The sequence below is a fragment of the Microbacterium paraoxydans genome, from assembly GCF_020524545.1.
Classification (GTDB): domain Bacteria; phylum Actinomycetota; class Actinomycetes; order Actinomycetales; family Microbacteriaceae; genus Microbacterium; species Microbacterium paraoxydans_C.
In genome coordinates this window covers 828,203-853,906 of the sequence record NZ_JAIVLG010000001.1, presented here as the reverse complement: position 1 = coordinate 853,906, position 25,704 = coordinate 828,203, and the positions used below count along the sequence as shown (strand labels likewise).

25 protein-coding genes are annotated in these 25,704 nt (G+C 67.9%); 12 read left to right on the top strand and 13 right to left on the bottom strand.

Features of this window, described 5'->3' with window-relative positions:
* Positions 1-10: 10 nt before the first annotated feature.
* From LC041_RS04205 to LC041_RS04185, 5 genes are all read right to left on the bottom strand, one after another.
* The gene (locus tag LC041_RS04205) at positions 11-1,297 is read right to left on the bottom strand and encodes an ABC transporter permease (protein ID WP_374197651.1); all 1,287 of its coding nucleotides are present in this window, start codon (positions 1,295-1,297) and stop codon (positions 11-13) included.
* Positions 1,294-2,613: an ABC transporter permease gene (locus LC041_RS04200; protein ID WP_226531692.1), complete on the bottom strand. Its 1,320-nt coding sequence runs from the start codon at positions 2,611-2,613 to the stop codon at positions 1,294-1,296. The genes LC041_RS04205 and LC041_RS04200 overlap by 4 nt, the downstream gene beginning before the upstream one ends.
* Positions 2,610-4,124, bottom strand: a complete 1,515-nt coding sequence (locus LC041_RS04195; protein WP_226531691.1) for an ABC transporter ATP-binding protein — start codon at positions 4,122-4,124, stop codon at positions 2,610-2,612. The genes LC041_RS04200 and LC041_RS04195 overlap by 4 nt, the downstream gene beginning before the upstream one ends.
* A 107-nt stretch (positions 4,125-4,231) precedes the next feature.
* Complete coding sequence (locus LC041_RS04190; protein WP_226531690.1) at positions 4,232-5,344, bottom strand: BMP family lipoprotein; 1,113 nt, start codon at positions 5,342-5,344, stop codon at positions 4,232-4,234.
* 160 nt (positions 5,345-5,504) lie between these two features.
* A complete protein-coding gene (locus LC041_RS04185; RefSeq protein ID WP_226531689.1) occupies positions 5,505-6,620 on the bottom strand; it encodes a mannose-1-phosphate guanylyltransferase in 1,116 nt (371 codons plus the stop codon).
* A gap of 205 nt (positions 6,621-6,825) precedes the next feature.
* Here LC041_RS04185 and sdhC point away from each other — a divergent pair, with 205 nt between their 5' ends.
* The 6 genes from sdhC (at position 6,826) to LC041_RS04155 (ending at position 12,495) form a co-directional block, all read left to right on the top strand.
* Positions 6,826-7,260, top strand: coding sequence for a succinate dehydrogenase, cytochrome b556 subunit (gene sdhC / locus LC041_RS04180; protein WP_074731658.1), 435 nt, complete (start codon positions 6,826-6,828; stop codon positions 7,258-7,260).
* The gene (locus LC041_RS04175; protein ID WP_226531688.1) at positions 7,260-7,706 is read left to right on the top strand and encodes a succinate dehydrogenase hydrophobic membrane anchor subunit; all 447 of its coding nucleotides are present in this window, start codon (positions 7,260-7,262) and stop codon (positions 7,704-7,706) included. Before sdhC ends, LC041_RS04175 begins: the two co-directional genes overlap by 1 nt.
* Before the next feature lie 18 nt (positions 7,707-7,724).
* Positions 7,725-9,551, top strand: coding sequence for a succinate dehydrogenase flavoprotein subunit (sdhA, locus tag LC041_RS04170; RefSeq protein ID WP_226531687.1), 1,827 nt, complete (start codon positions 7,725-7,727; stop codon positions 9,549-9,551).
* A gap of 2 nt (positions 9,552-9,553) precedes the next feature.
* Entirely contained in the window at positions 9,554-10,315 is a 762-nt protein-coding gene (locus tag LC041_RS04165) for a succinate dehydrogenase iron-sulfur subunit (protein WP_226531686.1), read from the top strand.
* 116 nt (positions 10,316-10,431) lie between these two features.
* Positions 10,432-11,646 (top strand): YihY/virulence factor BrkB family protein, encoded by a 1,215-nt coding sequence (locus tag LC041_RS04160; protein ID WP_226531685.1) that lies wholly within the window; start codon positions 10,432-10,434, stop codon positions 11,644-11,646.
* A 9-nt stretch (positions 11,647-11,655) separates the two neighbouring features.
* Positions 11,656-12,495 carry an exodeoxyribonuclease III gene (locus LC041_RS04155; RefSeq protein ID WP_226531684.1) on the top strand — a complete coding sequence of 280 codons (840 nt, stop codon included), beginning with the start codon at positions 11,656-11,658 and terminating at the stop codon, positions 12,493-12,495.
* Here LC041_RS04155 and LC041_RS04150 read toward each other — a convergent pair.
* Positions 12,489-13,190 carry a DUF4166 domain-containing protein gene (locus LC041_RS04150; protein WP_226531683.1) on the bottom strand — a complete coding sequence of 234 codons (702 nt, stop codon included), beginning with the start codon at positions 13,188-13,190 and terminating at the stop codon, positions 12,489-12,491. The two genes, LC041_RS04155 and LC041_RS04150, sit on opposite strands and share 7 nt — an antisense overlap.
* 45 nt (positions 13,191-13,235) lie before the next feature.
* Here LC041_RS04150 and trpS point away from each other — a divergent pair, with 45 nt between their 5' ends.
* Together trpS and LC041_RS04140 are read left to right on the top strand one after the other, a co-directional pair.
* Entirely contained in the window at positions 13,236-14,240 is a 1,005-nt protein-coding gene (gene trpS, locus LC041_RS04145; protein WP_226531682.1) for a tryptophan--tRNA ligase, read from the top strand.
* Between the two features lie 20 nt (positions 14,241-14,260).
* Entirely contained in the window at positions 14,261-14,812 is a 552-nt protein-coding gene (locus tag LC041_RS04140; RefSeq protein ID WP_226531681.1) for a hypothetical protein, read from the top strand.
* Positions 14,813-14,838: 26 nt separating this feature from the next.
* On the opposite strand, the gene pth is transcribed toward LC041_RS04140, so the two are convergent.
* Positions 14,839-15,420: an aminoacyl-tRNA hydrolase gene (gene pth, locus LC041_RS04135; RefSeq protein ID WP_226531680.1), complete on the bottom strand. Its 582-nt coding sequence runs from the start codon at positions 15,418-15,420 to the stop codon at positions 14,839-14,841.
* 99 nt (positions 15,421-15,519) lie between these two features.
* The gene (locus tag LC041_RS04130; protein WP_226531679.1) at positions 15,520-16,128 is read right to left on the bottom strand and encodes a 50S ribosomal protein L25/general stress protein Ctc; all 609 of its coding nucleotides are present in this window, start codon (positions 16,126-16,128) and stop codon (positions 15,520-15,522) included.
* Between the two features lie 222 nt (positions 16,129-16,350).
* On the opposite strand from LC041_RS04130, the gene LC041_RS17060 reads away from it, so the two are divergent.
* Complete coding sequence (locus LC041_RS17060) at positions 16,351-16,476, top strand: hypothetical protein (RefSeq protein WP_264188853.1); 126 nt, start codon at positions 16,351-16,353, stop codon at positions 16,474-16,476.
* Positions 16,477-16,479: 3 nt separating this feature from the next.
* Here the strand turns inward: LC041_RS17060 and LC041_RS04125 are convergent, their stop codons facing one another.
* Positions 16,480-16,962, bottom strand: coding sequence for a gluconokinase (locus LC041_RS04125; protein ID WP_226531678.1), 483 nt, complete (start codon positions 16,960-16,962; stop codon positions 16,480-16,482).
* 8 nt (positions 16,963-16,970) lie between these two features.
* Positions 16,971-18,029 carry a D-2-hydroxyacid dehydrogenase gene (locus LC041_RS04120; protein WP_226531677.1) on the bottom strand — a complete coding sequence of 353 codons (1,059 nt, stop codon included), beginning with the start codon at positions 18,027-18,029 and terminating at the stop codon, positions 16,971-16,973.
* A 151-nt stretch (positions 18,030-18,180) separates the two neighbouring features.
* On the opposite strand from LC041_RS04120, the gene gndA reads away from it, so the two are divergent.
* Entirely contained in the window at positions 18,181-19,635 is a 1,455-nt protein-coding gene (gene gndA / locus LC041_RS04115) for an NADP-dependent phosphogluconate dehydrogenase (protein WP_226531676.1), read from the top strand.
* 56 nt (positions 19,636-19,691) lie between these two features.
* Here the strand turns inward: gndA and LC041_RS04110 are convergent, their stop codons facing one another.
* From LC041_RS04110 to LC041_RS04100, 3 genes are read right to left on the bottom strand one after another with little or no spacing between them, the layout of a single operon-like run.
* Complete coding sequence (locus tag LC041_RS04110; protein ID WP_226531675.1) at positions 19,692-20,942, bottom strand: FAD-binding oxidoreductase; 1,251 nt, start codon at positions 20,940-20,942, stop codon at positions 19,692-19,694.
* Positions 20,943-20,992: 50 nt separating this feature from the next.
* Complete coding sequence (locus tag LC041_RS04105; protein ID WP_226531674.1) at positions 20,993-21,718, bottom strand: ABC transporter ATP-binding protein; 726 nt, start codon at positions 21,716-21,718, stop codon at positions 20,993-20,995.
* A gap of 59 nt (positions 21,719-21,777) precedes the next feature.
* The gene (locus tag LC041_RS04100; protein WP_226531673.1) at positions 21,778-23,238 is read right to left on the bottom strand and encodes an ABC transporter permease; all 1,461 of its coding nucleotides are present in this window, start codon (positions 23,236-23,238) and stop codon (positions 21,778-21,780) included.
* A 165-nt stretch (positions 23,239-23,403) separates the two neighbouring features.
* Between LC041_RS04100 and LC041_RS04095 the strand changes: the two genes are divergently transcribed.
* Together LC041_RS04095 and LC041_RS04090 are read left to right on the top strand one after the other, a co-directional pair.
* Positions 23,404-24,132 carry a response regulator transcription factor gene (locus tag LC041_RS04095; RefSeq protein WP_047523621.1) on the top strand — a complete coding sequence of 243 codons (729 nt, stop codon included), beginning with the start codon at positions 23,404-23,406 and terminating at the stop codon, positions 24,130-24,132.
* A 26-nt stretch (positions 24,133-24,158) separates the two neighbouring features.
* Positions 24,159-25,652 carry a sensor histidine kinase gene (locus tag LC041_RS04090; RefSeq protein ID WP_226531672.1) on the top strand — a complete coding sequence of 498 codons (1,494 nt, stop codon included), beginning with the start codon at positions 24,159-24,161 and terminating at the stop codon, positions 25,650-25,652.
* Positions 25,653-25,704: the final 52 nt, after the last annotated feature.

The window sequence follows — 25,704 nt, the reverse complement described above, 5'->3', positions numbered from 1 at the left end:
CCCGGCAGGGCTAGGACTTGATGTACGGCTTGCCGTCGGCGGCAGGGGCCTTGATCTGTCCGGCGAACCCGGCGACTGCGAGCAGTGTCACGACGTAGGGCAGCATGAGCATGAACTCGCCGGGGATCGGCGTCTTCAGGATCGAGAGCAGGTTCTGCAGGTTGGTGGCGAAACCGAACAGCAGCGCCGCGAGCGTCGCACGAATGGGATCCCAGCGCCCGAAGATCACGGCCGCGAGGGCGATGAAGCCGAGGCCCGCCGTCATCTCCTTGCCGAACTGCGGCACGGAGACGAGCGTGAAGTACGCGCCGCCCATGCCGGCGATCGCGCCGGCCAGCAGTACGTTCCAGAAGCGGGTCGGGTTCACCTTGATGCCGACGGTGTCGGCCGCCTGCGGGTGCTCTCCCACGGCGCGGACGCGCAGGCCCCACCGCGTGCGGTACAGCCCCCACGCGACGACGGCGACGGTCACGAACATCAGGTATCCGATGAACGTCTGGTTGAACAGCACGGGTCCGATGATCGGGATGTCGCTCAGCAGCGGGATCTCCACTCGGGGGAACCGCACCGGGGTGTTCAGCGCCTCCTCGTTCGGCGCGAGGAGCGCCCCGTACAGGAATCCGGTGAGACCCGTGACGAGCACGTTCAGCACCACACCGACGATGACCTGCTCGACGAGATACTTGATGGCGAACGCGGCGAGCACGCTGGCCACCAGGACGCCGCCGATCATCGCGCCGATCAGACCGACGAACGGGTTGCCGGTGATGCTGGAGAGCAGCGCGGCGGAGAATGCTCCGAGGAGCAGTTGCCCTTCGATCGCCACGTTCACGACGCCGGCACGTTCGCCGATCACCCCGCCCAATGCACCGAAGACGAGGGGCACCGAGAGCGACACCGCGCCGAACAGGAGGCTCGTGACGGGGACCAGGCCTCCGGCCGACGCCCAGACGAGGAACGCGAAGACGGCGAGCACGCTGTAGGCGATGACCAGCCAGAGGGACGGCGGACGGTAGATCCAGGCGCGGAGGAACGCCCCGACCGTCAGGACGACCAGGATGCCGAACACGACCCAGAAGGTCGATGCCGTGGGCAAGGCGACATCCGGGAGCCCGAGTGCCGCCGACGGGTCCGAGAGCCGGAACGTGCTGATGCCGTCGCGCGGCACGGTGAGGAACAGCAGGGCCAGCAGCGCGGTGGCCACGGCGAGGACGATCGGCGCCTTGAGGTGCCGATCCTTGACGGTCTCGAGCTGGACGGCGCCGCCTGCGGACACGGTCTGTGTGAGGGACATCATGCGGCCACCGCCTTCTTCGCCGCCTTGGATCTCGCCTTGGCAGCTTTCTCCGCATCGGTCTTGGGCAGGAAGAACACCGAGCGCAGCAACGGCGGCGCAGCGATGAACAGCACCACGAGCGACTGCACCACGAGGACGATGTCGACCGGGATGTCCTGCGCCTGCATCGAGAACGAACCCGCCTTGAGCGCGCCGAACAGGATGCCGGCCGCGAAGGTGCCCCACGCACGGCTGCGGCCGAGGAGCGCGACGGTGATCGCGTCGAACCCGATGCCGGCGTCGATCGTCTCGGTGACGCCGGTCGTGACCGCCCCCTGGATCTGATTCATGCCCGCGAGGCCCGCGAGACCTCCGGCGAACAGCATCGCGTACACGTAGATGCGCTGCACGCTGATCCCTGCGGCACGCGCGGCATGCGGGTTCTCGCCCACGGCGCGCATGCGCATGCCGAGCGACGAACGCTCGATGAGCCACCAGACGAAGAGGGTCGCCACGATCACGATCACGAAGCCGAGATCGAGCAGCGGGAACTGCGGGCCCAGCAGGGTCGGGAACTGCGCACTCTCCGGTGTCGCCGAGCCGAGTGCCTGGTTCGTCCCCGGCTTCTGCAGCAGGCCGGGCGTGCGGATCATCCACAACAGCAGGTAGTACGCGATGTAGTTGAGCATGATCGTGAGGATCACCTCGTGCGCACCGGTGCGTGCCTTGATGAGTCCTGCGATCGCGCCCCAGAGCGCACCACCGGCGATTCCGGCGATGAGGGTGACCGGGAGGTGCAGCCAGATCGGCAGGTCGAGCGAGAACGTGAACAGGGCCGCGACGGCGACGCCGATGAGCATCTGACCGCGGGCACCGATGTTGAACAGGCCGACGCGGAATGCCAGAGCGACGCCGAGACCTGCGGCGATGAGCGGGGCCGCGAAGCCGAGGGTGTTCGTCAGCGGACGGATCTGCGCCGCGAAGTCAGCACCCCTCGCGTTGAAGATCGCGCCGCGGAACAGCGCCTCGTAGCCGTTGTACACGGCGTTCCAGGCCGCGACGAAGGTGTCACCGGGCTGGGCGAAGAAGTACACGGACGCCGCCTGCACGTCCTCGTTGGTGACGGCGATCAGGATGCCGCCGACGATGAGCGCCAGCACGATCGCGAGGATCGTCGTGACGGCGTTGCCGCGGAGGATCTCCTTGAGGATGACGTTGCCGCGCGGAGGCGGCGGCACGTCGGCCGGGTCGCGCGGAACCGTGCCGGTGCTCGTGGCGAGCTCCTGCGGCGGGATGCCCTTGGTCACATCACCTGCGCCGGGTGTCGCTCCGCTCACGCGGCCACCTCCCCTTCGGCCGCTCCGGCCATCATGAGTCCGAGTGTCTCCCGAGGCGTGTCGCCGGGGACGATGCCGACGATCGTGCCGCGATACATGACCGCGATCCGATCGGCCAGAGCCGCGACCTCGTCGAGCTCCGTGGAGACGACGATCACCGGGATACCGGCATCCCGTGTCTCGATGATTCGTTTGTGGATGAACTCGATCGATCCGACGTCGACACCGCGCGTCGGCTGCGCGGCGACGAGGAGCCGCAGGTCACGGCTCATCTCTCGGGCGATGACGACCTTCTGCTGGTTTCCGCCGGACAGCGTTCCTGCCGCCGTCTCGGGCCCCTGGGTGCGGATGTCGTATTCGGTGATGCGCGCGCGGGCGAACTCGTCCAGCGCCGCGCGACGCAGCGTGCCTGCACGACTGAATTCCGGGTCGTCCGAGCGGTCCAGGATGAGGTTCTCCGCGACGGAGAAGCCTGCGACCAGGCCGTCCTCGGTACGGTCCTCAGGCACGAACCCGACACCGGCGTCGAGGATCGCGCGCACACTCTTCCCGACCAGCTCCTTGCCGTCGAGGGAGATGCTGCCTTCCACGCGCGCCGCGAGGCCGACGATGGCCTCGACCAGTTCCGTCTGGCCGTTGCCCTGGACACCCGCGATCGCGAGGACCTCGCCGGGGCGGACGGCGAAGTCGATGCCATCGACGACGATCGCGCCGGTGGGCGTCAGGATGCGCAGGCCCGAGACTTCGAGCCCGCCCTCGCCGAGACGGGGCGGATCCTTCTGGACCGTGAGCTCGACAGCCCTGCCGACCATGAGAGAGGCGAGTTCGGCATTCGTCGCGGTGGGAGACGCCTCACCCACGACGCGTCCGAGCCGGACGATGGTGATCTTGTCTGCGACCTCGCGCACCTCGCGCAGCTTGTGCGTGATGAACACGATCGCGGTGCCCTCGTCGCGCAGCTGACGCATGATGTTCATCAGCTCGTCGGTCTCCTGCGGCGTGAGCACCGCGGTCGGCTCGTCGAACACGAGCACCTTCGCGTCGCGCGAGAGCGCCTTGATGATCTCGACGCGCTGCTGGACTCCGACGGGCAGGTCGCCCACGAGCGCGTCCGGGTCGATATCGAATCCGAAGCGGGCCGCGACCGATCGCACGTGCTCTCGCGCCTTCGCGATGTCGAGCGTGCCCAGTGCCTTGGTCTGCTCGTGGCCGAGCATGACGTTCTCGGCGACGGTGAAGACAGGAACGAGCATGAAGTGCTGGTGGACCATGCCGATCCCCGCAGCCATCGCGTCGCCGGGACCGCGGAAGCGCTGCACCTCGTCATCGAGGAGGATCTCGCCCTCATCCGCCTGATACAGGCCGTAGAGGACGTTCATGAGCGTGGACTTGCCCGCTCCGTTCTCGCCGAGCAGCGCGTGGATCTCGCCCGGTTCGACCACCAGGTCGATGTGGTCGTTGGCCACGAGGCTGCCGAATCGCTTGGTGATGCCGCGAAGTTCGAGCTTCATATCTGCACCTTATCCAGAAGAGTCATCCAGGAGAATCACCGTCCGTCCACGGCACGGGGCGAGTGGCAGCCTGCTCACCACTCGCCCCGTGCTGGACCTGCGACGACTTACGGGGAGTTCTCGGACTCCACCGTGATGTCGCCCGCGATGATCTGCTTCTGCAGCTCGGCGAGCTCGTCGAGGAGCCCGTCGGGCAGCTGGGACTCGAAGTCACCGAAGCCGGAGAGCTTCACGCCCTCGTTCTCGAGGGTTCCCACGTACGGCGCCGGGTCGAAGTCGCCCGCTGCGGCCGCCATGGTCGCGTCCTTCACCGCGACGTCGATCGCCTTCATGATCGAGACCAGCGTGATGTCGGCGACACTCGGGTCGACCACGGCCAGGTCGCTGTCGACACCGAGCATCAGCGTGTCCTTGCCGCTGTCGGCGATCGCCGCTGCGGCACTCTGGTACACCGGGCCGCCGACCGGCAGGATCACGTCGACGCCCTGGTCGAGCACGCCCTGCGCGGTCTGCTTGGCGGTGTCGTTCGCGTCGAACCCGCCCGTGAAGGAGCCCTTCTGCGTCGCGGCGTCCCAGCCGAAGACCTCGACCGAAGCGGACTTGTCCTCGTTGTACTTCTCGACGCCGAGCTGGTAGCCGTCCATGAACACGGCGACGGACGGGATCTGCATCCCGCCGAAGGTGCCGACCTTGTTCACGCCGCTCTGCGCCGACCATGCGGCCGAAGCGTAGCCACCGAGGTAGGCGGCCTGAGCGGTGTCGAAGACGAGCGGCTTGATGTTCGGAGCGTCGACGTTGCCGTCGAAGTCGTTGTCGGCCCAGTCGTCGATGATCGCGTAGTCGATCTCGGGGTTCGCGAGCGCCGACTCGACGGTCGCGGCCGACAGCTTGAAGCCGACCGAGACGATGAGCGAGCAGCCCTCGGAGACCGCGGTCTCGAGGTTGGGTGCGTAGTCGTTGTCGTTCGCCGACTCGAACTCGAGGGGCTTGATGCCCAGCTCGTCAGCGGCGGCGTCCATGCCTTCCTTCGCGGACTGGTTGAACGACTTGTCGTTCCATCCGCCGGCGTCGGAGACGAGGCACGGGAGGAAGTCGGAGTCGACCGGCTTCTCGGAGCCCGACCCGCTGTCGGTCGGGGCCTGGCCGCAGCCGGCGAGTGCGAAGATGACGCCCGCGGCGACCGTCGCGCCGAGCAGCTTCTTGGTGGTGGAGATGGTCAACTGATGCCTCCCTCAACGAACCCGCGGCCCTCGCGGATCGATCAAAGTTACCTACTGTTTCAGCTTTTGCACACGCTCGCGCCGCATGTGCTGGCCAAAGGTTACAAAGCTGAAATCAAGCCACCGGATGAGCGCGGGGTCGTGCTCATCGGCGCACACCTCAGAGCACATCCCCCCGACCGGTGAGCTTGAGCGACTCGACCACGCCCTTCACACGCTGCGCATGCTCGACCGTGGTGACCAGCAGCGCGTCGGGGGTGTCGACGACGACGATGTCCTGAACCCCCACCAGACTGATCACCCGGGAGGTCTGACTGACCAGGATCCCGCTCGCCCCATCGGTGAGCACTCGTGCGTTCGGCCCCAGGACGGCGAGGTCGTTCTTGCGCCCGTTGTTGATGAGCTTGGTCAGTGAGGCGAAGTCGCCGACATCGTCCCAGTCGAAGTGCCCGGGGACGACGGCGAGATGCCCGCGGCGTGCGGCGGGCTCGGCGACGGCGTAGTCGATCGCGATCTTCTTGAGGCGCGGCCAGATCCGATCGACCGCGGGTCCGCGGCGATCGCGATCGTCCCAGGCCTCGGCGAGTTCGAGCAGACCGGCGTGCAGTTCCGGTTCGTTCGCCGCGATCTCGTCGAGCAGCACGCTCGCCTTCGCGATGAACATGCCTGCGTTCCAGAGGTATCCCCTATCCGCGAGATACGACTTCGCCGTGTCGAGGTCGGGCTTCTCGACGAAGCTCTCCACGAGGGCGGCCTCCCTGGCGCCCTCGACCACGAGCTCCGGCCCCTTCTTGATGTAGCCGAATCCGATCGCGGGCTCCGTCGGGGTGATGCCGATCGTGCAGATATAGCCTTCGCGGGCGACCTCGACGGCGTCACGGACGGCGAACTCGAACACCCGGGTGCTGCGGATCACGTGGTCCGCGCTGAAGGAGCCGACGATCACGTCGGGCTCACGGCGGTGCAGGATCGCGGCGGCCAGCCCGATCGCCGCCGCCGACTCCCGCGGCTCCGACTCCAGGAACACGTTGAGGTCGGCGATTCCCGGCAGCTCCGCCTCGACCGCGGCGCGGTGGGCGCGTCCCGTGACCACGGCGATCCGATCCGGCCCGGTGAGCGGCTCCAGGCGATCCCAGGTGTCGCGGAGCAGGGAGTGGCCGGATCCGGTCAGATCGTGCAGGAACTTCGGCGCGTCCGCGCGGGAAAGCGGCCACAGCCGACTGCCGATGCCGCCGGCGGGGATGACGGCATAGAAATCCTCGATGGTCTCACTCACCCTGCCAGGGTACCTGCGGGCTCCGAGCCTCCGCGGCTGCCCGCGTCCGAGGTCGGCGACGGACACTTAGGCTCGCCTTCGTCGCTCCCCGTCTTCGGACAGGAATAGGATGGACAGCGATCGGGCGTGCCTGCCACTTCGACGAGCACACACTTGAACGAGTGCAGCGCACGCGACCGACCCACATCGATCAGGGAGGACGACCGTGTCCACGAGCGCGCGCTTGACACCGTCGATTTCGGAAACCACCTCAAAGACCCCCCGCGGCACCCTCTATCGGGGACGCGAAGGCATGTGGTCCTGGGTGCTTCACCGCATCACCGGCGTCGCCATCTTCTTCTTCCTCTTGGTGCACGTGCTCGACACGGCACTCATCAGGGTGTCGCCGGAGGCGTACAACGCCGTCATCGGTACATACAAGAACCCCGTCATGGCGCTCGGCGAGGTCGTGCTGGTCGCGGGCATCGTCTTCCACGCGATGAACGGGCTGCGCATCATCGCCGTCGACTTCTGGTCGAAGGGCGCGAAGTACCAGCGCCAGCTGTTCTGGGGCGTCCTGCTGGTGTGGGGCATCATCATGGCCGGCTTCGTTCCCCGCCACCTGATGCTCGCGTTCGCCGGGTTCGGAGGAGGACACTGATGTCTGCACAGACCGTCGCCGCCCCGGTGCGCCGTCGCCGCGGAGTGAACCTCGAGAAGTGGGGCTGGGTCTTCATGCGCGCGTCGGGCATCGTGCTCGTCGTGCTGATCTTCGGCCACCTCTTCGTCAACCTCATGGTCGGCGAGGGCATCCACGCCCTCGACTTCGCGTTCATCGCCGGCAAGTTCGCCACGCCGTTCTGGCAGTGGTGGGACGTGCTGATGCTGTGGCTCGCCCTCATCCACGGCGCGAACGGCATGCGCACGATCGTGAACGACTACGTCACGAACACCACCGCTCGCAAGGCGCTCACGTGGGCGCTCGGCCTCGCGGCCGGTCTGCTCATCATCCTCGGCACGCTCGTGGTCTTCACGTTCGACCCGTGCCTTGGCGTGACCGAGGACAGCGTCCTCTGGTCCGAGTGCGCCGCGCTGGTCGGGAACTGAGAAGAAGGCTAAGAAGAAGTGACTACCGAGACGCAGGATTCCGTCGTCCGTGACGGCGTGCACTACCACCAGTTCGACATCGTGATCGTCGGCGCCGGCGGCGCGGGCATGCGTGCGGCCATCGAGGCCGGCCCCGGCGCGAAGACCGCGGTGATCTCCAAGCTCTACCCCACCCGTTCGCACACCGGCGCAGCGCAGGGCGGTATGGCCGCGGCACTCGCGAACGTCGAAGAGGACTCGTGGGAGTGGCACACCTTCGACACCGTCAAGGGCGGCGACTACCTCGTCGACCAGGATGCGGCCGAGATCCTCGCGAAAGAGGCCATCGACGCGGTCATCGACCTCGAGAACATGGGCCTCCCCTTCAACCGCACGCCCGAGGGCAAGATCGACCAGAGACGCTTCGGCGGACACACGGCCGAGCACGGCAAGACCCCGGTCCGCCGCGCCTGCTACGCCGCCGACCGTACCGGCCACATGATCCTGCAGACGCTGTTCCAGAACTGCGTCAAGCTCGGCATCGACTTCTTCAACGAGTTCTACGTGCTCGACCTGCTGACGGTGAAGGACGCCGACGGGAAGACCCGGGTCGCGGGCGTCGTCTCCTACGATCTCGCGACCGGCGAGCTGCACGTGTTCCAGGCCAAGGCCGTCATCTTCGCGACCGGCGGGTTCGGCAAGATCTTCAAGACGACGTCCAACGCGCACACCCTCACGGGCGACGGCGTCGGCATCGTCTGGCGCAAGGGCCTCCCCCTCGAGGACCTCGAGTTCTTCCAGTTCCACCCGACCGGTCTCGCCGGCCTCGGCATCCTCCTCACCGAAGGTGCGCGCGGAGAGGGCGCGATCCTGCGCAACGCCTCGGGCGAGCGCTTCATGGAGCGCTACGCCCCCACGATCAAGGACCTCGCTCCCCGTGACATCGTCGCGCGCTGCATGGTCCAGGAGGTCGCAGAGGGCCGCGGCGCAGGTCCGCACAAGGACTACGTCCTGCTCGACTGCACGCATCTGGGCGCCGAGGTCCTCGAGACCAAGCTCCCCGACATCACCGAGTTCGCGCGGACGTACCTGGGTGTCGACCCCGTCGTCGAGCCGGTGCCCGTGATGCCGACCGCGCACTACGCCATGGGCGGTATCCCCACGAACAACAACGGCGAGGTCCTCGCCGACAACGACACCGTGGTCCCCGGCCTCTACGCCGCCGGCGAGTGCGCGTGCGTCTCGGTGCACGGCGCCAACCGTCTCGGCACGAACTCGTTGCTCGACATCAACGTGTTCGGCAAGCGAAGCGGCCGCAACGCGGTCGAGTACGTCAAGACGGCCGAGTTCGTCCCCCTGCCCGAGAACCCCGCGGGATTCGTCTCCGGCATGCTCGAGGGCCTGCGCAACAACCAGGGCACCGAGCGCATCGCCGTGCTCCGCAAGACGCTCCAGGACGAGATGGACAAGGGCGCGCAGGTGTTCCGCACGCACGAGTCCCTCCAGCACGTGCTCGGCGTCATCGCCGAGCTGCGCGAGCGGTACAAGAACGTGCACGTCGACGACAAGGGCAAGCGCTTCAACACCGACCTCCTCGAGGCGGTCGAGCTCGGCTTCCTGCTCGACATCGCCGAGGTCGTCGTCTACGCCGCGCAGAACCGCGAGGAGAGCCGAGGCGGCCACATGCGCGACGACTTCCCGAAGCGCGACGACGACAAGTACATGAAGCACACCATGGCGTACCTGACCGGCGACCCGCACTCCTCCACCCCGAGCGATCACATCAAGCTCGACTGGAAGCCGGTGGTGTTCACGAAGAACGAGCAGGGCGAGTTCAACTACCCGCCGATGGAGAGGAAGTACTGAGCATGTCGACTGCCATCGCAGAAGCACCTGCCGACACGACCGAAGAGACAGCCGTCCAGTCCTTCATCGTCACCTTCAACATCCGCAGGTTCGACCCCGAGGTCGATGCTGAGCCGCACTGGGTCGACTACGACGTGGAGCTGTATTCCACCGATCGTGTGCTCGATGCCCTGCACAAGATCAAGTGGGAGGTCGACGGCTCGCTGACCTTCCGCCGCTCCTGCGCGCATGGCATCTGCGGCTCCGATGCCATGCGCATCAACGGCCGCAACCGCCTCGCGTGCAAGACGCTGATCAAGGACCTCGACATCTCGAAGCCGATCTACGTCGAGGCCATCAAGGGCCTGCCGCTGGAGAAGGACCTCGTCGTCGACATGGAGCCCTTCTTCGCGTCCTACCGCGAGGTGCAGCCGTTCCTGGTCGCCAGCTCGGTGCCGGAGAAGGGCAAGGAGCGCGTCCAGTCCATCGCCGACCGCGAGATCTTCGACGACACCACCAAGTGCATCCTGTGCGCCGCGTGCACCTCGTCGTGCCCCGTGTTCTGGACCGACGGGCAGTACTTCGGCCCCGCGGCGATCGTGAACGCCCACCGGTTCATCTTCGACTCGCGCGACGACAACGCGGCTGTGCGCCTCGACATCCTCAACGACAAGGAAGGCGTCTGGCGCTGCCGCACGACCTTCAACTGCTCCGAGGCGTGCCCCCGCGGCATCGAGGTCACCAAGGCGATCGCCGAGGTGAAGCAGGCGATCCTCCGCGGATAGCCCGGACGCGCACGGCTTCAGTCGATCACGCGAGAACAGGCGGTTTCCTTCCGGGGCCGCCTGTTCTCGCGTTTGCGCCTGATCTCGCGCGCGAATCGCTTGGATAGGGTGGGGGTGTGTCTGAACCCGTTGACGCCGCGTCCGAGCCCGGTCGCCTCGATGCGGCCGTCGAACGCGCCACCGCACTGACACAGCGCACGCTGGGCCTGTTCCCCGTACGTGTCTGGCGGCACTTCCTGCAGCACAACGGCTTCCTGCTCGCGGCAGGCGTGAGCTATCAGGCGCTGTTCGCCATCTTCGCTGCGATCTACCTCGCCTTCGCCATCGCCGGTCTCTGGCTCGGCGGCAGCGAGGACGCCGTCAACGGCCTCATCGCCATGATCAACAGCTACATCCCGAACCTGATCCTCCCCAAGGGACAGGGCGGCGTCGTCACGCCGGAGCAGGTGCAGGACATCGCGGCGAGCACCACCGGAGTGCTGAGCGTCACCGGTCTGATCGCGCTCGGCACCGTGATCTGGACCGCGATCGGGTGGGTGACGTTCTCACGCCGCGCGACCAGGGACATCTTCGGGCTGCCGCCGGATCGCCGCAGCTACGTGATCCTGAAAGCACGCGACCTGCTGGCCGCGCTGATCTTCGGCATCGCTCTGATCGCCGGCTCGCTCCTCAGCTCCGCCAGCGCCGCGGTGCTGAGTTGGCTGCTCAGCCTGCTCGGCTGGGACTCGGGCTCGGACGGCCTCAACCTCGGCATCCGCATCGGTACGGTCGTCGTGTCGTTCGCGCTCATGTCCTCCGCGCTCGCGGCGATGGTGCGCTTCCTGACGGGGACGTCCTTGCGCTGGCGCACGATCTGGCCGGGCGCTCTCCTCGGTGGTGGCGCGATGACCATCCTGCAATACGGGGCGGGGTTCCTGCTGAGCTACACGCCCTCCAACCCTCTGCTGGCCACGTTCGCCATCTTCATCGGTCTGCTGCTGTGGTTCCGCGTGAACGGGGTCGTGATGCTGGTGGCCTCGTCCTGGATCGCGGTCTCGGCACAGGACAGAGACCTCCCCCTCCTGCAGGAGACCGAGGCCGAGCGCCGGATCGCCGAGTATCAGACCCTGCTGACGGCGGCGCGGATCCGGGTGCGAGAAGCGCGCGACGCCCGCCGACTGGCACCGTGGTATCGCTCCTGGGTGGCGAACCGGGCCGTGCGTGACGCCGAGGATGAACTCGCCGAGCTCGAAGCGTCTCCTCCCCCACCCGCCGCATCGACGACACCGCTCGCGCGACGCCTGCTGGCGGAGCTGAGTCGGTCGGGACGGGATGTCGGCGGCTCTCGTTAGGCTGGGAACATGCCTCATCTGCGTATCGCCACGGTCAATGTCAACGGGATCCGAGCGGCGGCTCGCAACGGGATGAGCGGCTGGCTGGACGACGCCGGTGTCGACATCCTGACGCTCCAGGAAGTCCGCGGTCAGGACGAGCACCTCGAAGCCGCTCTCCCCGGCTGGTCCTTCGTGCACGACGAGGCGACGGCGAAGGGCCGTGCCGGCGTCGCGATCGCGAGCCGCACCCCGGCCGTGGCCTCCCGCACCGCCTTCGGTCCGGAGGACTTCGACTCCAAGGGCCGCTGGATCGAGGCCGACTTCCAGATCGGCGACCGTCCGCTCACGGTGGTCAGCGCGTATGTCCATTCGGGCGAGGCCGAGACTCCGAAACAGGAAGAGAAGTGGAAGTTCCTCGACGCCTTCGGCACCCGGCTGAGCGAGCTCGGCACCGAGGGAGCGCTCGCGCTCGTGACGGGAGACCTCAACGTCGGGCACCGCGAGCTCGACATCAAGAACTGGCGCGGCAACCGCAAGAAGGCGGGGTTCCTCCCGCGCGAGCGCGCCTATTTCGACCGCTTCCTCGGAGAGAAGGGCACCGAGGTCACCGGGGTCGACGGCACCGTGGGCACGGGCCTCGGCTGGGTGGACGTCGGGCGGAGGTTCCACGGCGAGGTGGACGGCCCGTACACGTGGTGGTCCATGCGCGGACAGGCTTTCGACAACGACTCCGGGTGGCGGATCGACTATCACCTCGCGACACCGACGCTCGCTGAGCGGGTCGAGACCTACCACGTCGCGCGGGCTGCAGCCTATGACCAGCGGTGGAGTGACCACGCGCCGGTCGTGGTCGACTACCGCTACTGAATCGTGCCTGACCCGGTGCCGTCTGCGTAGCGGTACCACCCGCGATATTCGAGGATCGTTCCGAGAACAGGGCTCGTCGCGCGCATGTCGATCGTGCGACGACGGCGGGCATCATCCCACCCATCGACGAGCTCGACGTCGATGCGAAGGATTCCGCGAAGTGCGATCCGATGTCGGCCCACCCGTAGTGCGACGGCGCGCGTGCTCATACGCAGCGCGCCGTTGTCGGTGACCGCGCACCGTTCCAGCATCTGAATCCGACCGCGTGCACCCAAGGCGTTCTGCACGATGGCGGAATGCCCCGTTGCGAAGAGTCGATCCACGACGTGCTGCGTCGCGCCGGGAAAGCGGAACTCGCGGACGGTGTCGAGCGTCGCCCGCCCCGAGCGCGACCGACCGGACACCGTGTCGATGCGGAACGGCACATCGCGCGCGAACCGTGTCACGAGCAATCCTGGACCGACCACCGGAGCGGCGAGACCGGCGAGCCGCCCGAACCGGCTCCCCGCGACCTCGAACACGCCCTCCGCACTGTCGTGCGTCACCTCGACCCGCATCTGCGCGAGGAGCTCGGGATGGAGCCGCCGGGCCTCCGCTCCCAGTGCCTCGAGGAACGCCGCTCCCCGCGCGGTCGCCGCCGCGGGATCCGCGACTCCTCGCGCTCCGGACCGCGAGCGGGGAGACGAGGGCGCCATTCGCCCATCGTAGGCGCATGCCGCGCACCCCATAGGATTGATCCTGTGACGAAACCTCGCCTGTACTCCGGAATGCAGCCCTCCGCCGACTCCCTCCAGATCGGCAACTACATCGGCGCGCTGCTCCAGTGGCGAGATCTGCAGAACTCCTACGACGCGTACTTCTCCGTGGTCGACCTGCATGCCCTCACCGTCGCCCAGAACCCGGCTGAGCTCCGCGAGAAGACGCGGCGCACTGCCGCCCAGTACATCGCTGCGGGCATCGAACCCTCACTGTCCACCCTCTACGTGCAGTCGCACGTGCGCGCACACGCCGAGCTCGCCTGGATCCTCAGCACCATCACCGGCTTCGGCGAAGCCGGCAGGATGACCCAGTTCAAGGACAAGTCGACGCGCTACGGCGCCGACGCGACGAGCGTCGGACTCTTTACGTACCCGGTGCTCATGGCAGCCGACATCCTGCTCTACCAGACCGATGTCGTGCCGGTCGGCGACGACCAGAAGCAGCATGTCGAACTCACCCGCGATCTCGCCGAGCGCTTCAACTCCCGCTTCGGCGCGACCTTCACGGTACCGATGCCGGTCATCCAGAAGGAGACCGCCCGCATCTACGACCTGCAGAATCCGACCGCGAAGATGTCGAAGTCGGCGGAGAGCGACGCCGGCGTGCTGTGGCTGCTCGACGACCCCGCGAAGTCCGCGAAGAAGATCATGCGCGCGGTCACGGACAACGAGGGCTCCGTGCGGTTCGACCGGGAGAACAAGCCGGGCGTCTCGAACCTTCTCACGATCTACGCTGCACTCAGCGGGCGTCAGGTCGCATCGATCGAAGACGAGTACGCGGGGCGCGGCTACGGAGACTTCAAGAAGGGCCTCGCGGAAGTCATCGTCGAGGAGTTCGAACCTGTACGCGCGCGCGCACTCGAACTGCTCGACGACCCGGCGGAACTCGACCGCATCCTGGCGGAGAACGCCAGCCGCGCGGATGCCGTCGCCGATGCCACCCTGTCCGACGTCTACGACCGCGTGGGGCTGCTCCGCCGCGTCTGAGCCACGCCTAGGATGGGCTCGTGATTGATCCGCAGCTGCCTCCTCCGGTACCCCCGGCGTACCCGGCACCCCCCACCTCCCCGACGGCGGCTCCGGCGTACCCGGCGGCGCCTCCTGGCGCCTATCAGGTCCCGGTGGGAGGCTACGCTGCCCCCGCGGGCATGTATGCCGTCCCGGAGACCGCCCCGCGACGGTCCGCCGTCCTCGGCGTCGTCGCCCTGGTCCTCTCGCTCATCGCCGCGGTCGTGCCCGCGATCCTGGTGGGAATCAGCGCCTTCGAAATCGGCCGAGTCCTCCCGCAGGGCGTCACGACCACGACCTCCGACGACCTCAGCCTGCTGTCCCCCGCCCGGGATCAGGTTCTCTGGGCGGAGCTGTCGTTCTGGGTCGGAACGATCCTGGGCATCGCCGCGATCGTGATCGGCATCGTCGCGATCGCCAAGAGGAAGGGCAGGGGCATCGGGATCGCGGCCCTGGTGATCGCCGTGCTGGGCGCGGTCCTCTTCTTCATCGTGCTCGTCTCGGCCCTGGCAGCCGGCAGCGCCGCAGGCTTCGCCACGTATACCGCCTGACCCCCCCGCAGCGCGGTCGGAACGTGTCAGCGCGGAGCGTGGTGCTTCTGCTGCGCCGCGAGCAGACCTTCGCCCACGAGCAGTTCGACCGCGTCAGCGGCATCGGCGATGAGGATCGGTAGGTTCGGCCGCTCGTCCTTCCCGAAGGGTGCGAGCACCCAGTCCGCAGGGTCCTGACGCCCGACCGGGCGCCCGATCCCCACCCGCACGCGGGGGAACTCGGCGGTGCCCAGCGCGCGCGCCACATCGCGAACACCGTTGTGTCCGCCGTGACCACCTCCGGTCTTGAGCTTCACCGTGTCGAAGGGGATGTCGAGTTCATCGTGCACCACGACGACCTGTTCGGGGGGAACGGAGTAGAACCGGGCCAACGCGGCCACCGGGGCACCCGAGACGTTCATGAAGGTGTTCGGCTTGGCGAGCACCAGCTTCTCCGCGCCGGGGCGCAGCCAGGTCTCGACGACCCGCGCTCCGCCTTTGTGCTCGCGAAAGGTCTCACCGCGGCGCGCGGCGATCTCGTCCACGACCATCTGGCCGATGTTGTGCCGGGTCGTCTCGTATCGGGGACCGGGATTCCCGAGTCCGACCACGAGCCAAGTGGATGCCATGTCCTCGTCCTCTCGATACCCGGGTGCGCGCCCCGGGTCAGGATATGACAGAGGGGACGCGATCGGATCGCGTCCCCTCTGTGATGAGTCAGTCGGAGATCACTCCGCGGCGGCCTCTTCGGTCTCCTCAGCTGCCTCGGCGTCCTCCGCGGTCTCGTCCTCGGACGGAGCCGCGGGAACGGAGACGGCGACCACGAGGACCTCGGGGTCGGAGAGCAGAGTGGAGCCCTTGGGGAGCTTCACCTCGGCGGCGGTGATGTGTGCGCCCTCTTCCAGCCCCTCGACCGAGACCTCGATGTGCTGCGGGATGTGCGTGGCCTCGGCCTCGATCGAGAGCGTGGTCGCGTCGAGGTTGACGATGGTGCCCGAAGCCGACTCGCCCGTGATGGTGATCGGGACGTCGATCGCGACCTTCTCGCCCTTCTTCACGACGAGCAGGTCGATGTGCTCGATGATCTGGTGCACCGGGTCGCGCTGGACGTCCTTGACGAGGGTGAGCTGGCTCTTGCCGTCGATGTCGAGCTCCAGCAGCGCGTTCGCGCGGCGGATGATCAGCGAGACCTGGTGGCCGGGAAGTGCCACGTGGACGGGCTCGGTGCCGTGACCGTAGATGACGGCAGGGATCTTGCCGGCGGCGCGGAGGCGGCGGGCGAAGCCCTTGCCGAAGCTCTCGCGGAGCTCGGCCTGGACCTTGGTGTCTTCAGACATGGGTTCTCCTTCGGGACACGCAGCGAAGGCGCCGCGCGGTGGTCTTGGAATATTCGAACTCGCTGACGCAGGAGGAAAGCCACCGGGCTTGCTTCGCCGCGTCGATAACGGATGATCGCGCACGCGCAGAAGCATCCCTCGCCGAGGTACAGCCTCAATGGTACCGGATGACCCGATAGGCTGAGGACACCGGTCCTTTTCTGCAGAACACGGAGAACCCCCATGCTCGACGGCGCCTTCCTCTCGCACGTACTCCTCTGGCTGATCGGGGCCATGAGCGTGTGCGCCGTCGTGGGCAGCCTTGGCGCCCTCTTCTCCCTGGGACGCTCGGGCTACCGCAAGGACTGACGCTCAGAGCACGGTCTGCGCGATCAGCGCGACGGACTGTGCCACATCCGTCCGCTCCACGCGCACGCCCGGCTCGTCGCCCTGAAGAGGTTCGAGCGTCTGCAGCTGCGAAGCGAGCAGGGCAGGCGGCATGAAGTGATCCGCGCGCGAGCGCACCCGCTCTTCAAGGGCGGTCCGATCCACCACGAGCTCCGCGAAGAACGCCTCGGGCGCCTCGGTCCTGATCGTGTCTCGGTAGACGCGTCGCAGAGCCGAGCAGGCGACGACGATGCGGTCTTCCCGCTGGAGCGTACGTCCGACGAGTGCCAGCCACGGCATGCGATCCTCGTCGTCCAGCGGCACCCCGGCAGCCATCTTCTCCACGTTGGAGAGCGGATGCAGGTCGTCCGCGTCGATGAAGCGCGCGCCGATGCGATCGGCCAGCGCCCGACCGACCGTCGACTTCCCGCAGCCGCTGGGACCCATCACCACGATGCGCGTGCTCATGCCGACGCTCAATAGAACTCGACGGTGTCGACCACCGCGCGCAGCGGGCGACCGTCCAGCAGCCGGGTCGCGTTCTCGGCGAAGCGTCGAGCGATCCGCTCCTCCTCCTGAGCGCTGATGGCCGCGGTGTGCGGGCTGATCAGCACGTGCGGATGCGACCACAGCGGCGACGACGCCGGAAGCGGCTCCTGCTCGAACACGTCGAGCGCGGCGAATCCGACGCGACCGTCATCGAGCGCGTCCAAGAGCGCCCCCTCGTCGACCACGCTGCCGCGACCGACATTCGTGAGAACCAGGCCCGGCTTCGCGGCGGCCAGCGCGTCCCGACCGATCAGGTGGTGCGTCTGCGCGGTTCCCGGGAGCGTGACCACGATCGCGTCGACTTCCGCGATCGCCGCCGTCAGCTCTTCGAGGGGCACGAGCCGGTCGACGCCCTCGACGGCTTCGCCCGACCGGGTGGTGCCCCACACGGTGGCACCCAGCGCGTGGAAGCGCCGAGCACACTCCTTGCCGATCCCGCCGAGCCCCACCACCAACACCGTCATCTCCTCGAGCTGCCTCATCTCCCAGCGATCAGGCCAGGTGCGAGCACGCTGGTCAGCGAGAAGGCGAGGAAGGCCCTTCGCGCCGGCGAGGATCGAGAAGACCGCGAACTCGGCCAGAGTCCCGCCGTGCACGCCGGCGCTGGTCGTGAAGACCACCCGGTCGAGGTCGCGGCGGGACAGTCCGGCCTCCCTGACCGTGGCGCCGCCGCCCGCAGCGGTGGTCATCACCCAGCGCAACCGTGGATTCGCGCCGACGGTTCGGGCGAGCGCGGCGGCATTCACATCGGGGATGCCGAACAGCACATCGGCGGAGTCGACCATCTCCTCGAAGGACGACTGCTGCTGCGGCGTGCGCGCGTACGCGGGATCGCCGGACCAGTCGGCCGGCCAGCGGGCCGGCGGAGTCAGACGGGCGTCACGCACCACATCGAGTCGCGGCTCCAGACGCTCGATCAACTGACACAGGTCCTCCGGCAGGGGTACCGCCACGACCGCTCTGAGCCTGTCTCCGTTGTCCGCCACGCCGTCTCCTCATCGAATCGATCCGTACCTCCAGCGTAGGGCCGCCGGCTCCCGCCGCCCGAAGCATGACGAGAACGGGACACACGTGCGCACCAGACCTGTGACAGCGATACGCTGAGTCCATCCTTTCTTCACGATCGAGGAGCCTTCTGTGCCCGAAGCATCAGCGAACATCGGAGTCGTCGGACTCGCCGTCATGGGATCGAATCTCGCCCGCAACCTCGCCAGCCGCGAGGGCAACACCGTGGCGATCTTCAACCGCAGCTACGAGAAGACCCAGACTCTCCTCGACGAGCACCCCGAGGCCGGCTTCGTCCCGGCGCACTCCTACCAGGAGTTCGCCGATTCGCTGCAGAAGCCGCGGACCGCGATCATCATGGTCAAGGCCGGGGGCCCGACGGACGCCGTGATCGACGCCCTGGTCGAGGTCTTCGAGCCCGGCGACATCATCGTGGACGGCGGCAACGCCTACTTCCCCGACACCATCCGCCGCGAGAAGGCGGTCCGCGAGACCGGCATCAACTTCGTCGGCGCCGGCATCTCCGGCGGTGAGGAGGGAGCGCTCACCGGCCCGTCGATCATGCCCGGCGGCTCGGACGAGTCCTGGGTCACGCTCGGACCGATCCTGAAGTCGATCGCGGCGATCGCCGAGGGTGAGCCCTGCGTCACGCACATCGGTCACGACGGTGCCGGCCACTTCGTCAAGATGGTGCACAACGGCATCGAGTACGCCGACATGCAGCTCATCGCCGAGGCCTACGACCTCATCCGTCGCGGCACCGGCAAGTCCCCCGCCGAGATCGCCGAGATCTTCGCCGAGTGGAACAAGGGCGAGCTGGAGTCGTATCTGATCGAGATCACCGCCGAGGTGCTCCGACAGGTCGACGCCTCCACCGGCAAGCCGTTGGTCGATGTGATCCTCGACCAGGCCGGGGCCAAGGGCACCGGAGCCTGGACCGTGCAGACCGCGCTGTCCCTGGGCGTTCCCGTGTCGGGCATCGCCGAAGCGACCTTCGCCCGCTCTCTCTCCTCGCACCCCGAGCAGCGCGCCGTCGCCGGCGGACTCCCCGGCCCCGACGAGGAGTTCACGGTCTCTGACGAGGACACCGATCGGTTCATCGAAGACGTGCGTCTGGCCCTCTACGCGTCGAAGATCGTCGCCTACTCGCAGGGCTTCGACGAGATCCGCGCCGGCGCAGCCGAGTACGGCTGGAACATCGACCTCGGCGCGATCTCGAAGATCTGGCGCGGCGGCTGCATCATCCGCGCCCAGTTCCTCAACCGCATCGCGGATGCCTACGCCGCGACCCCCGATCTTCCGGTGCTGATGACCGCGCCGTACTTCGCCGAGGCGCTCGCGCGCGGCCAGGCGTCGTGGCGCCGCGTCGTCGTCACCGCGGCGCAGGCGGGTATCCCCTCGCCGGCGTTCTCCTCGTCGCTGTCGTACTACGACGGCATCCGTGCCGACCGCCTTCCGGCAGCGCTCGTCCAGGGCCAGCGCGACTTCTTCGGCGCGCACACCTACAAGCGCGTCGACAAGCCGGGTACCTTCCACACTCTGTGGTCGGGCGACCGCACCGAGATCGAGGCCGAAGACACGCACTGATGTGAACGGTCGAAGGGCCGGGAAACCGCGAGCGCGGGTTCCCGGCCCTTCGTGCGTCAGACCGTGATGTTGTGGTTGCGGCGGAACAGGTTCGCCGGGTCCCACGCGGCCTTGGTCGCACTCAACCGCGGGAGGGCGGCTTCCGAGAACATGCCGGGGACAGCCTGCGGCCGCTCGGTGTCCGCGAAATTGCCGTACTCGGCCAGACGACCGCCCTCGATCACGCTCCAGTCCGACTCGATGGCGGCGCGGGTCTCGTCATCGATCAGACCGGGGATGTCGAACGCGCCGGCGAGGACGAACCAGTTCGCCGCGCGGGCGGGGAACGCCGTGTCATCCTGCGCCACGTCCTGGATCGCCCCGCCCAGAGATCGCAGGAACACGACGGACGCCGGGTAGGAGCGACGGAAGGCCACCAACTGCGCAATGAGCGCGTCGTCGAGTTCGGCGTAGAGCCCGTTGCCCCCGATGAAGCCAGGAGGAGAGGCGGGTTCCTCCCCGTCGGGCGCTGGCATCTCCATCAGCACCTCCCGATATGCCGGCGTCGTCACCTCGGTCTGCACCCCGTCGAGGGCGGAGATCGGTTCCAGCACCGCACGCAGCCGATCCGGCTCCGGTGCTGCCCACACCGCGCTCAGACGTGCTCCCGCCGGCGCACTCGGGTCCATCGGCGGGACGTCCATGTAGGTGACCGTGAGCTCTCGAGGCGCGTCACGGAGCAGGTCTCGGGTCGCCTTCAGCACGGCGGTCGCCTCGCCGTCGATGCGGCTCTCCGAGAAGGCGATGCCGGGGAGCGGATGCGCGGCGAAGTCGAAGCGTGTCACGACGCCGAAGTTCCCTCCGCCGCCGCGCAGAGCCCAGAAGAGCTCGGGGTGTGCATCGGCCGAGGCCTCGACGATGTCACCCGTCGCCGTGACGACCTGGGCGCCGACGAGCTGATCGATCGCGAGGCCCCAGGCGCGCGCCATCCACCCGATGCCGCCTCCGAGCGTGAGACCGCCGACGCCCACCGATGCGGTGTCGCCGGAGCTGAGGGCGAGGCCGTGTGCGGCGAGTGCCGTCGCGACATCTCCCCAGACCGCGCCACCGCTGATGCGGACGGTGGTGCCGTCGACCTCGATGTCCGACAGCCCACCGAGCTCCAGACGGATGCCGGCAGCGGGGCCGTGCGACCACGGGCCGTGCCCGCCGGCGACGACGGTCACGGGCACGGCCTCGCGTGACGCCAGGCGCACGACCCGGGCGACCTCGGCGGCGGTTCTGGGACGGTGGACGGAAGGGACGGGAGCAACGGAGTCGTCGGCCATGCCGACACTGTAGCCAGTGCCGCCGACATCGCACCCCTGTTCGCCCTCTCCTACGTCGTGATGTCCCGTACCACGCCCTTCGCGAGGCGGAGGCGCCGCGTCGCGCGTCGAGCCACGGCCGAGTCATGCGTCACGACGATGATCGTGATGCCTTCGGCGCACAGGGATTCGAGCAGCGTCAGGATCTCGTCGCGCATGCTCTCATCGAGGTTGCCGGTGGGCTCATCGGCGAGCAGGACCCGCGGCCTCTTGACGATGGCTCGAGCGATCGCGACCCGCTGCTGCTGTCCCCCGGAGAGTTCCGTGGGCAGATGGTCGCCTCTGTCGTGGAGGCCGACGTGTGCGAGGGCCTCGGCGACTCTGGTCCGGCGTTCCGCCGGGTCGAGGCGGAGAGGCTCGAGTGCCATGTCGACGTTCTCGGCGGCAGTGAGCGTGGGGATCAGATTGAAGCCCTGGAACACGAAGCCGATCTCCTCCGCCCTGATCCGGCCCAGCTCTTTCGGAGAGGCCGACGCGAGCTCCCTGCCGTCCAGCAGGAGCGAACCGGTCGACGGCGTGTCCAGGGCACCGAGGAGCTGCAGGAGGGTCGACTTCCCTCCCCCCGTCGGCCCTTGGATCGAGACGAACTCGCCGGGCATGATGTCGAGTTCGACCCCGGTCAGGGCCTTCACGACGCGCCCCTTCTGCGTATACGTCCTGGTGATGCCCGCGACACGATAGAGCGGGTGCGTGCTCTCCGCGTGCGATGTCGTCTGCTGAAGCTCTTCGATGCTCATGTGTTTCTCCTTCTCGGGGGATGACGGGGTGTGTCCGATCTGAGCCGGTCGCGGAGTGCTCACGCGACCGACCGCAGGGCTTCAGCCGGGCTGAGGCGCGCAGCCCTCCAGCCGCCGAAGGCACCGGCGACGAGCCCGCCGAGCACGGCGAGTCCGACCGCCGCCACCAGCACCCACGGCGTGAACGGTGCCTGCAGAACGATGTCCGCGGTCGGCTGATTCGACAGCATGGCTCCGCCGCCACTCGGGCCGCCGCCCATGCCCCCCGGGCCCGCTCCCTGACCCGCGGAGCTCGCCGCAACGGTCGGCCTCAGCACATTGATCAACACGATGCCCGCGATGCCGAGGACGAGACCGGCGGCACCCCCGATCAGCCCCTGCACCATGGACTCGCCTGCGACCTGACGCACGACCCGACCGTTCGACCATCCGATCGCCTTGAGGGTGCCGAACTCCCGGGTACGACGCCCGACGCCCGACAGTGTGAGCAACACGGAGATGAGCACCGCGACGGCCAGCACGATGACCGCGAGCCAGCCGCCGAGATTCGTGATCAGCGTGGTCGCACTCGAGAGCGAACCCGATACGGTCGAGGCGAGCTCGGATTGCGAGGTCACGGTCGCGTCCGGGAGTTCATCGGCGAGCGCGGACTGCACGGCGTCGATCGAGGCCGCCGAATCCGCCTGCACGTAGACGGTGGAGATCACGTCGTCGACGCCGGCGAGCGTCTGCGCCGTGCTCAGCGGCAAGTAGACGTTCGCCGCCGTGTCCGCGCTGTCCGAGGTCGAGGCGAGAAGTCCCACGACCTCGACGTCGGAGCCGGACACCTCGATCGTGTCGCCCACGACGATCTCGTTCGTGGTGGCGTAGCTTCCATCGACGAGGGCGACCAGTTCCCCGTCGTCCGCCGCGTCGAAGCCGCGGCCATCGGTCACCTCGACGGAGGCCAGCGGGCCCACCGCGATCGAGGCCGGGTCGATCCCGAGGACGGAGAACGAGTCGACTCCGAAAGAGCCTCCCCCACCCTGTCCACCATCCGGTGGCGCTTCTCCCCCCTGAGGAACGGTCGGCTGCTCGCCGTCCTGCTGCCCGAATCCGCCGCGGGGCACCTCGCCCGAGAAGGTGGAGTTCGTCAGGCTCAAAGCCCCGGATGCCGCAGCGACGCCTTCGGTGCCGGCGACGGTGTCGAGCACCGCGGAATCGAGGGTGCCCCGCAGGAAGTCGGTTCGCAGCGTCGACTGCGCGAGCGTGGTCGTCTCGCCGTCGGATTCCCCGGCATCCGCATCGAACTCGAAGCGGGGCCCCTGCCCCTGGCCGGGCTCCGCGGCCGCACCGGTCACCGTGAGATCGGTACCGACGCCGTACACCGCGGCGAGAGCCTGAGCCTGCGCGTCGCGGACTCCCGCAGTGAGAGCGTTGACGATGATCACCAGAGCGATCGCGATCGCCAGCCCGATCGCGACGATCAGCGTCTGCTTCTTGCGGCCCGCGAGTTCGCGCCGCAGATATGTCCCGTACATCTCTCTCCTTCCACCGCGGCCTTCGCGGGGTGACATCGACGCTAGGAATCTCGGATAAGGGGAATCGAAGGGGAAGTGATGAGGAAGCTATGAAGAACGACGTCTCCCAGGCAACGCATAGCCGGTTCCATAGAAATCGCATAGGAGATTCCGCAGAATAGGGATATGACCAGCGACCTGCCCGAACTGCGCCGCCCCGACGGCTCCCCCCTGCGGATCCTCGCCGTCGACGACGAGCAGATGCTCACCGACCTGCTCGCGATGGCCCTCCGGATGGAGGGCTGGGAGGTGCGCACCGCATCCTCCGGCATGGAGGCGCTCCAGGTCGCCCGCGAGTTCGAACCGGACGCACTCGTGCTCGACATCATGATGCCGGATCTCGACGGCATGTCGGTGCTGAGACGACTGCGCGAGTCCGGGAACCTCGTCCCCGTCCTGTTCCTCACCGCGAAGGATGCCGTGGGCGACCGCGTCGCCGGGCTCACAGCGGGCGGCGATGACTACGTCACCAAGCCCTTCAGCCTGGAAGAGGTCATCGCGCGTCTCCGGGCGATCATCCGCCGCACCGGTCACGCCACCGCCGACGACGGGCAGTCCATCCTGCGCGTCGCAGACCTCACCCTCAACGAGGACAGCCATGAAGTCGTCCGCGACGGTACCGAGATCGAGCTCACCGCCACCGAGTTCGAGCTGCTGCGCTACCTGATGCGCAACGAGCGCCGGGTGCTGTCGAAGGCCCAGATCCTCGACCGCGTCTGGAGCTACGACTTCGGGGGCAAGTCCTCGGTCGTGGAGCTGTACATCTCCTACCTGCGCAAGAAGATCGATGCCGGACGCACGCCGCTGCTGCACACCGTCCGCGGCGTGGGGTACATGATCAAGGCTCCGCAGTGACTTCTGCGACGATGCTGAGGCGGCCGATGAACCTGCAGACACGGCTGATGACCGCCGTGATCGGGTTCGTGTCGCTGATCCTCGTCATCGTCGCCATCATCACGAGCGCGACTCTGGGGAAGACGATGGAGGATCAGCTCGATCAGAAGCTCAGCACCAGCGCCCGCGCGCTGGTGAGTGTCACCGAGGCCTTCGCCCCCTCGGCGGCGACCGCGCAGAACGTCCTCCTCGCTGGCCGATACTCGCCACCGGCCGGACTGCTGTTCGTCGTCTCGAGCCCGGTGACCGGCTTCAGCGGTTCCCTCGTGAAGAGCACTGCCGCCGACGAGCTCACGGGGACCCTGCAGCCGCTGACCGGTGAGCAGCTGACCGAGATCGCCGTGGCGCTGAAGGGTACGTCTGTAGCCACGGTCTCCCTCACCGGCCTCGGCTCCTATCGGGTGATGGCGCTTCCGTCGAACAACGGCGTTCTCGCGGTGACAGGGCTCCCCCGCGACGACATCCAGAACCAACTGGCCCAACTACTCACGGTCATCGCCCTCGCGACGATCGGCGGCCTCATCCTGCTCGCGTTGACCACGGCGATCACCATCCGCGTGGGACTACGGCCCCTCCGCGCCGTCGCGATGACGGCGACCAGGGTGGCGAATCAGCAGCTCGACCGCGGAGAGGTGACCATCTCCGAACGTGTTCCCGCATCCGAAGCCGATCCACGCACCGAGACCGGACTCGTCGGGGCATCGCTGAACAAGCTCCTCGATCACGTGAACAGCTCGCTCGCCTCGAGGCAGAAGAACGAGGAGCGGATGAGGCGGTTCGTCGCCGACGCCAGCCATGAGCTGCGGACCCCGCTCGCCTCCATCCGCGGCTACTCTGAGCTGTCGCTGCGCGCGCTGCACCAGTCCGATCCGAGCTCTGAGCGCCCCGAGGTGATCGAGAGCACGACGACATCTCTCGAGCGCATCCAGGCGCAGTCGCTGCGGATGACCCGGCTCGTCGAGGATCTGCTGCTGCTGGCGCGACTGGACGAAGGCCGCGAGCTCGTCTACGGCACGGTGGACCTCACGCAGTTGGCCCTCGAAGGCCTCTCCGATGCGCGCCCGACGGCCGTGGACCACCACTGGAAGATCGAGGTCCCCGAAGAGCCCGTCACCATCGTGGGCGATGCAGGGCGGATGCACCAGGTCGTCGCCAACCTCCTGGCCAATGCGCGCACGCACACGCCTGCAGGGACGACTGTCACCCTCAGCGTCGTGCAGGACGGTGAAGACGCGGTGCTGCGGGTCCACGACGACGGGCCAGGCATCGACCCCGCCATCCGCGACGAGCTGTTCGCACGCTTCGCCCGCGGCGACAGCTCGAGAGCCCGTCAGACAGGCGGTACCGGCCTCGGCCTCGCGATCGTCAAGGCCATCGTCGAAGGCCACCACGGCACCATCACCGTGATCAGCGAACCCGGCGACACGACCTTCACGGTCCGCATCCCGTCCACCCCGGCGAGCGAGGCCACCGGGGCCTGAGCCGCGTCGTCCGGTCCGCTCCGTCCCCGTCCCGTTCCTGCCCCCGTCCGGT

Excerpts from the sequence above, each read along its gene's own strand:
- LC041_RS04205 (WP_374197651.1), bottom strand. The coding sequence starts at position 1,297 with ATGATGTCCCTCACACAGACCGTGTCCGCAGGCGGCGCCGTCCAGCTC.
- LC041_RS04195 (WP_226531691.1), bottom strand. The coding sequence starts at position 4,124 with ATGAAGCTCGAACTTCGCGGCATCACCAAGCGATTCGGCAGCCTCGTG.
- LC041_RS04175 (WP_226531688.1), top strand. The coding sequence starts at position 7,260 with ATGTCTGCACAGACCGTCGCCGCCCCGGTGCGCCGTCGCCGCGGAGTG.
- LC041_RS04165 (WP_226531686.1), top strand. The coding sequence starts at position 9,554 with ATGTCGACTGCCATCGCAGAAGCACCTGCCGACACGACCGAAGAGACA.
- LC041_RS04155 (WP_226531684.1), top strand. The coding sequence starts at position 11,656 with ATGCCTCATCTGCGTATCGCCACGGTCAATGTCAACGGGATCCGAGCG.
- LC041_RS04150 (WP_226531683.1), bottom strand. The coding sequence starts at position 13,190 with ATGGCGCCCTCGTCTCCCCGCTCGCGGTCCGGAGCGCGAGGAGTCGCG.
- pth (WP_226531680.1), bottom strand. The coding sequence starts at position 15,420 with ATGGCATCCACTTGGCTCGTGGTCGGACTCGGGAATCCCGGTCCCCGA.
- LC041_RS04130 (WP_226531679.1), bottom strand. The coding sequence starts at position 16,128 with ATGTCTGAAGACACCAAGGTCCAGGCCGAGCTCCGCGAGAGCTTCGGC.
- LC041_RS17060 (WP_264188853.1), top strand. The coding sequence starts at position 16,351 with ATGCTCGACGGCGCCTTCCTCTCGCACGTACTCCTCTGGCTGATCGGG.
- LC041_RS04125 (WP_226531678.1), bottom strand. The coding sequence starts at position 16,962 with ATGAGCACGCGCATCGTGGTGATGGGTCCCAGCGGCTGCGGGAAGTCG.
- LC041_RS04110 (WP_226531675.1), bottom strand. The coding sequence starts at position 20,942 with ATGGCCGACGACTCCGTTGCTCCCGTCCCTTCCGTCCACCGTCCCAGA.
- LC041_RS04105 (WP_226531674.1), bottom strand. The coding sequence starts at position 21,718 with ATGAGCATCGAAGAGCTTCAGCAGACGACATCGCACGCGGAGAGCACG.
- LC041_RS04100 (WP_226531673.1), bottom strand. The coding sequence starts at position 23,238 with ATGTACGGGACATATCTGCGGCGCGAACTCGCGGGCCGCAAGAAGCAG.
- LC041_RS04095 (WP_047523621.1), top strand. The coding sequence starts at position 23,404 with ATGACCAGCGACCTGCCCGAACTGCGCCGCCCCGACGGCTCCCCCCTG.
- LC041_RS04090 (WP_226531672.1), top strand. The coding sequence starts at position 24,159 with ATGAACCTGCAGACACGGCTGATGACCGCCGTGATCGGGTTCGTGTCG.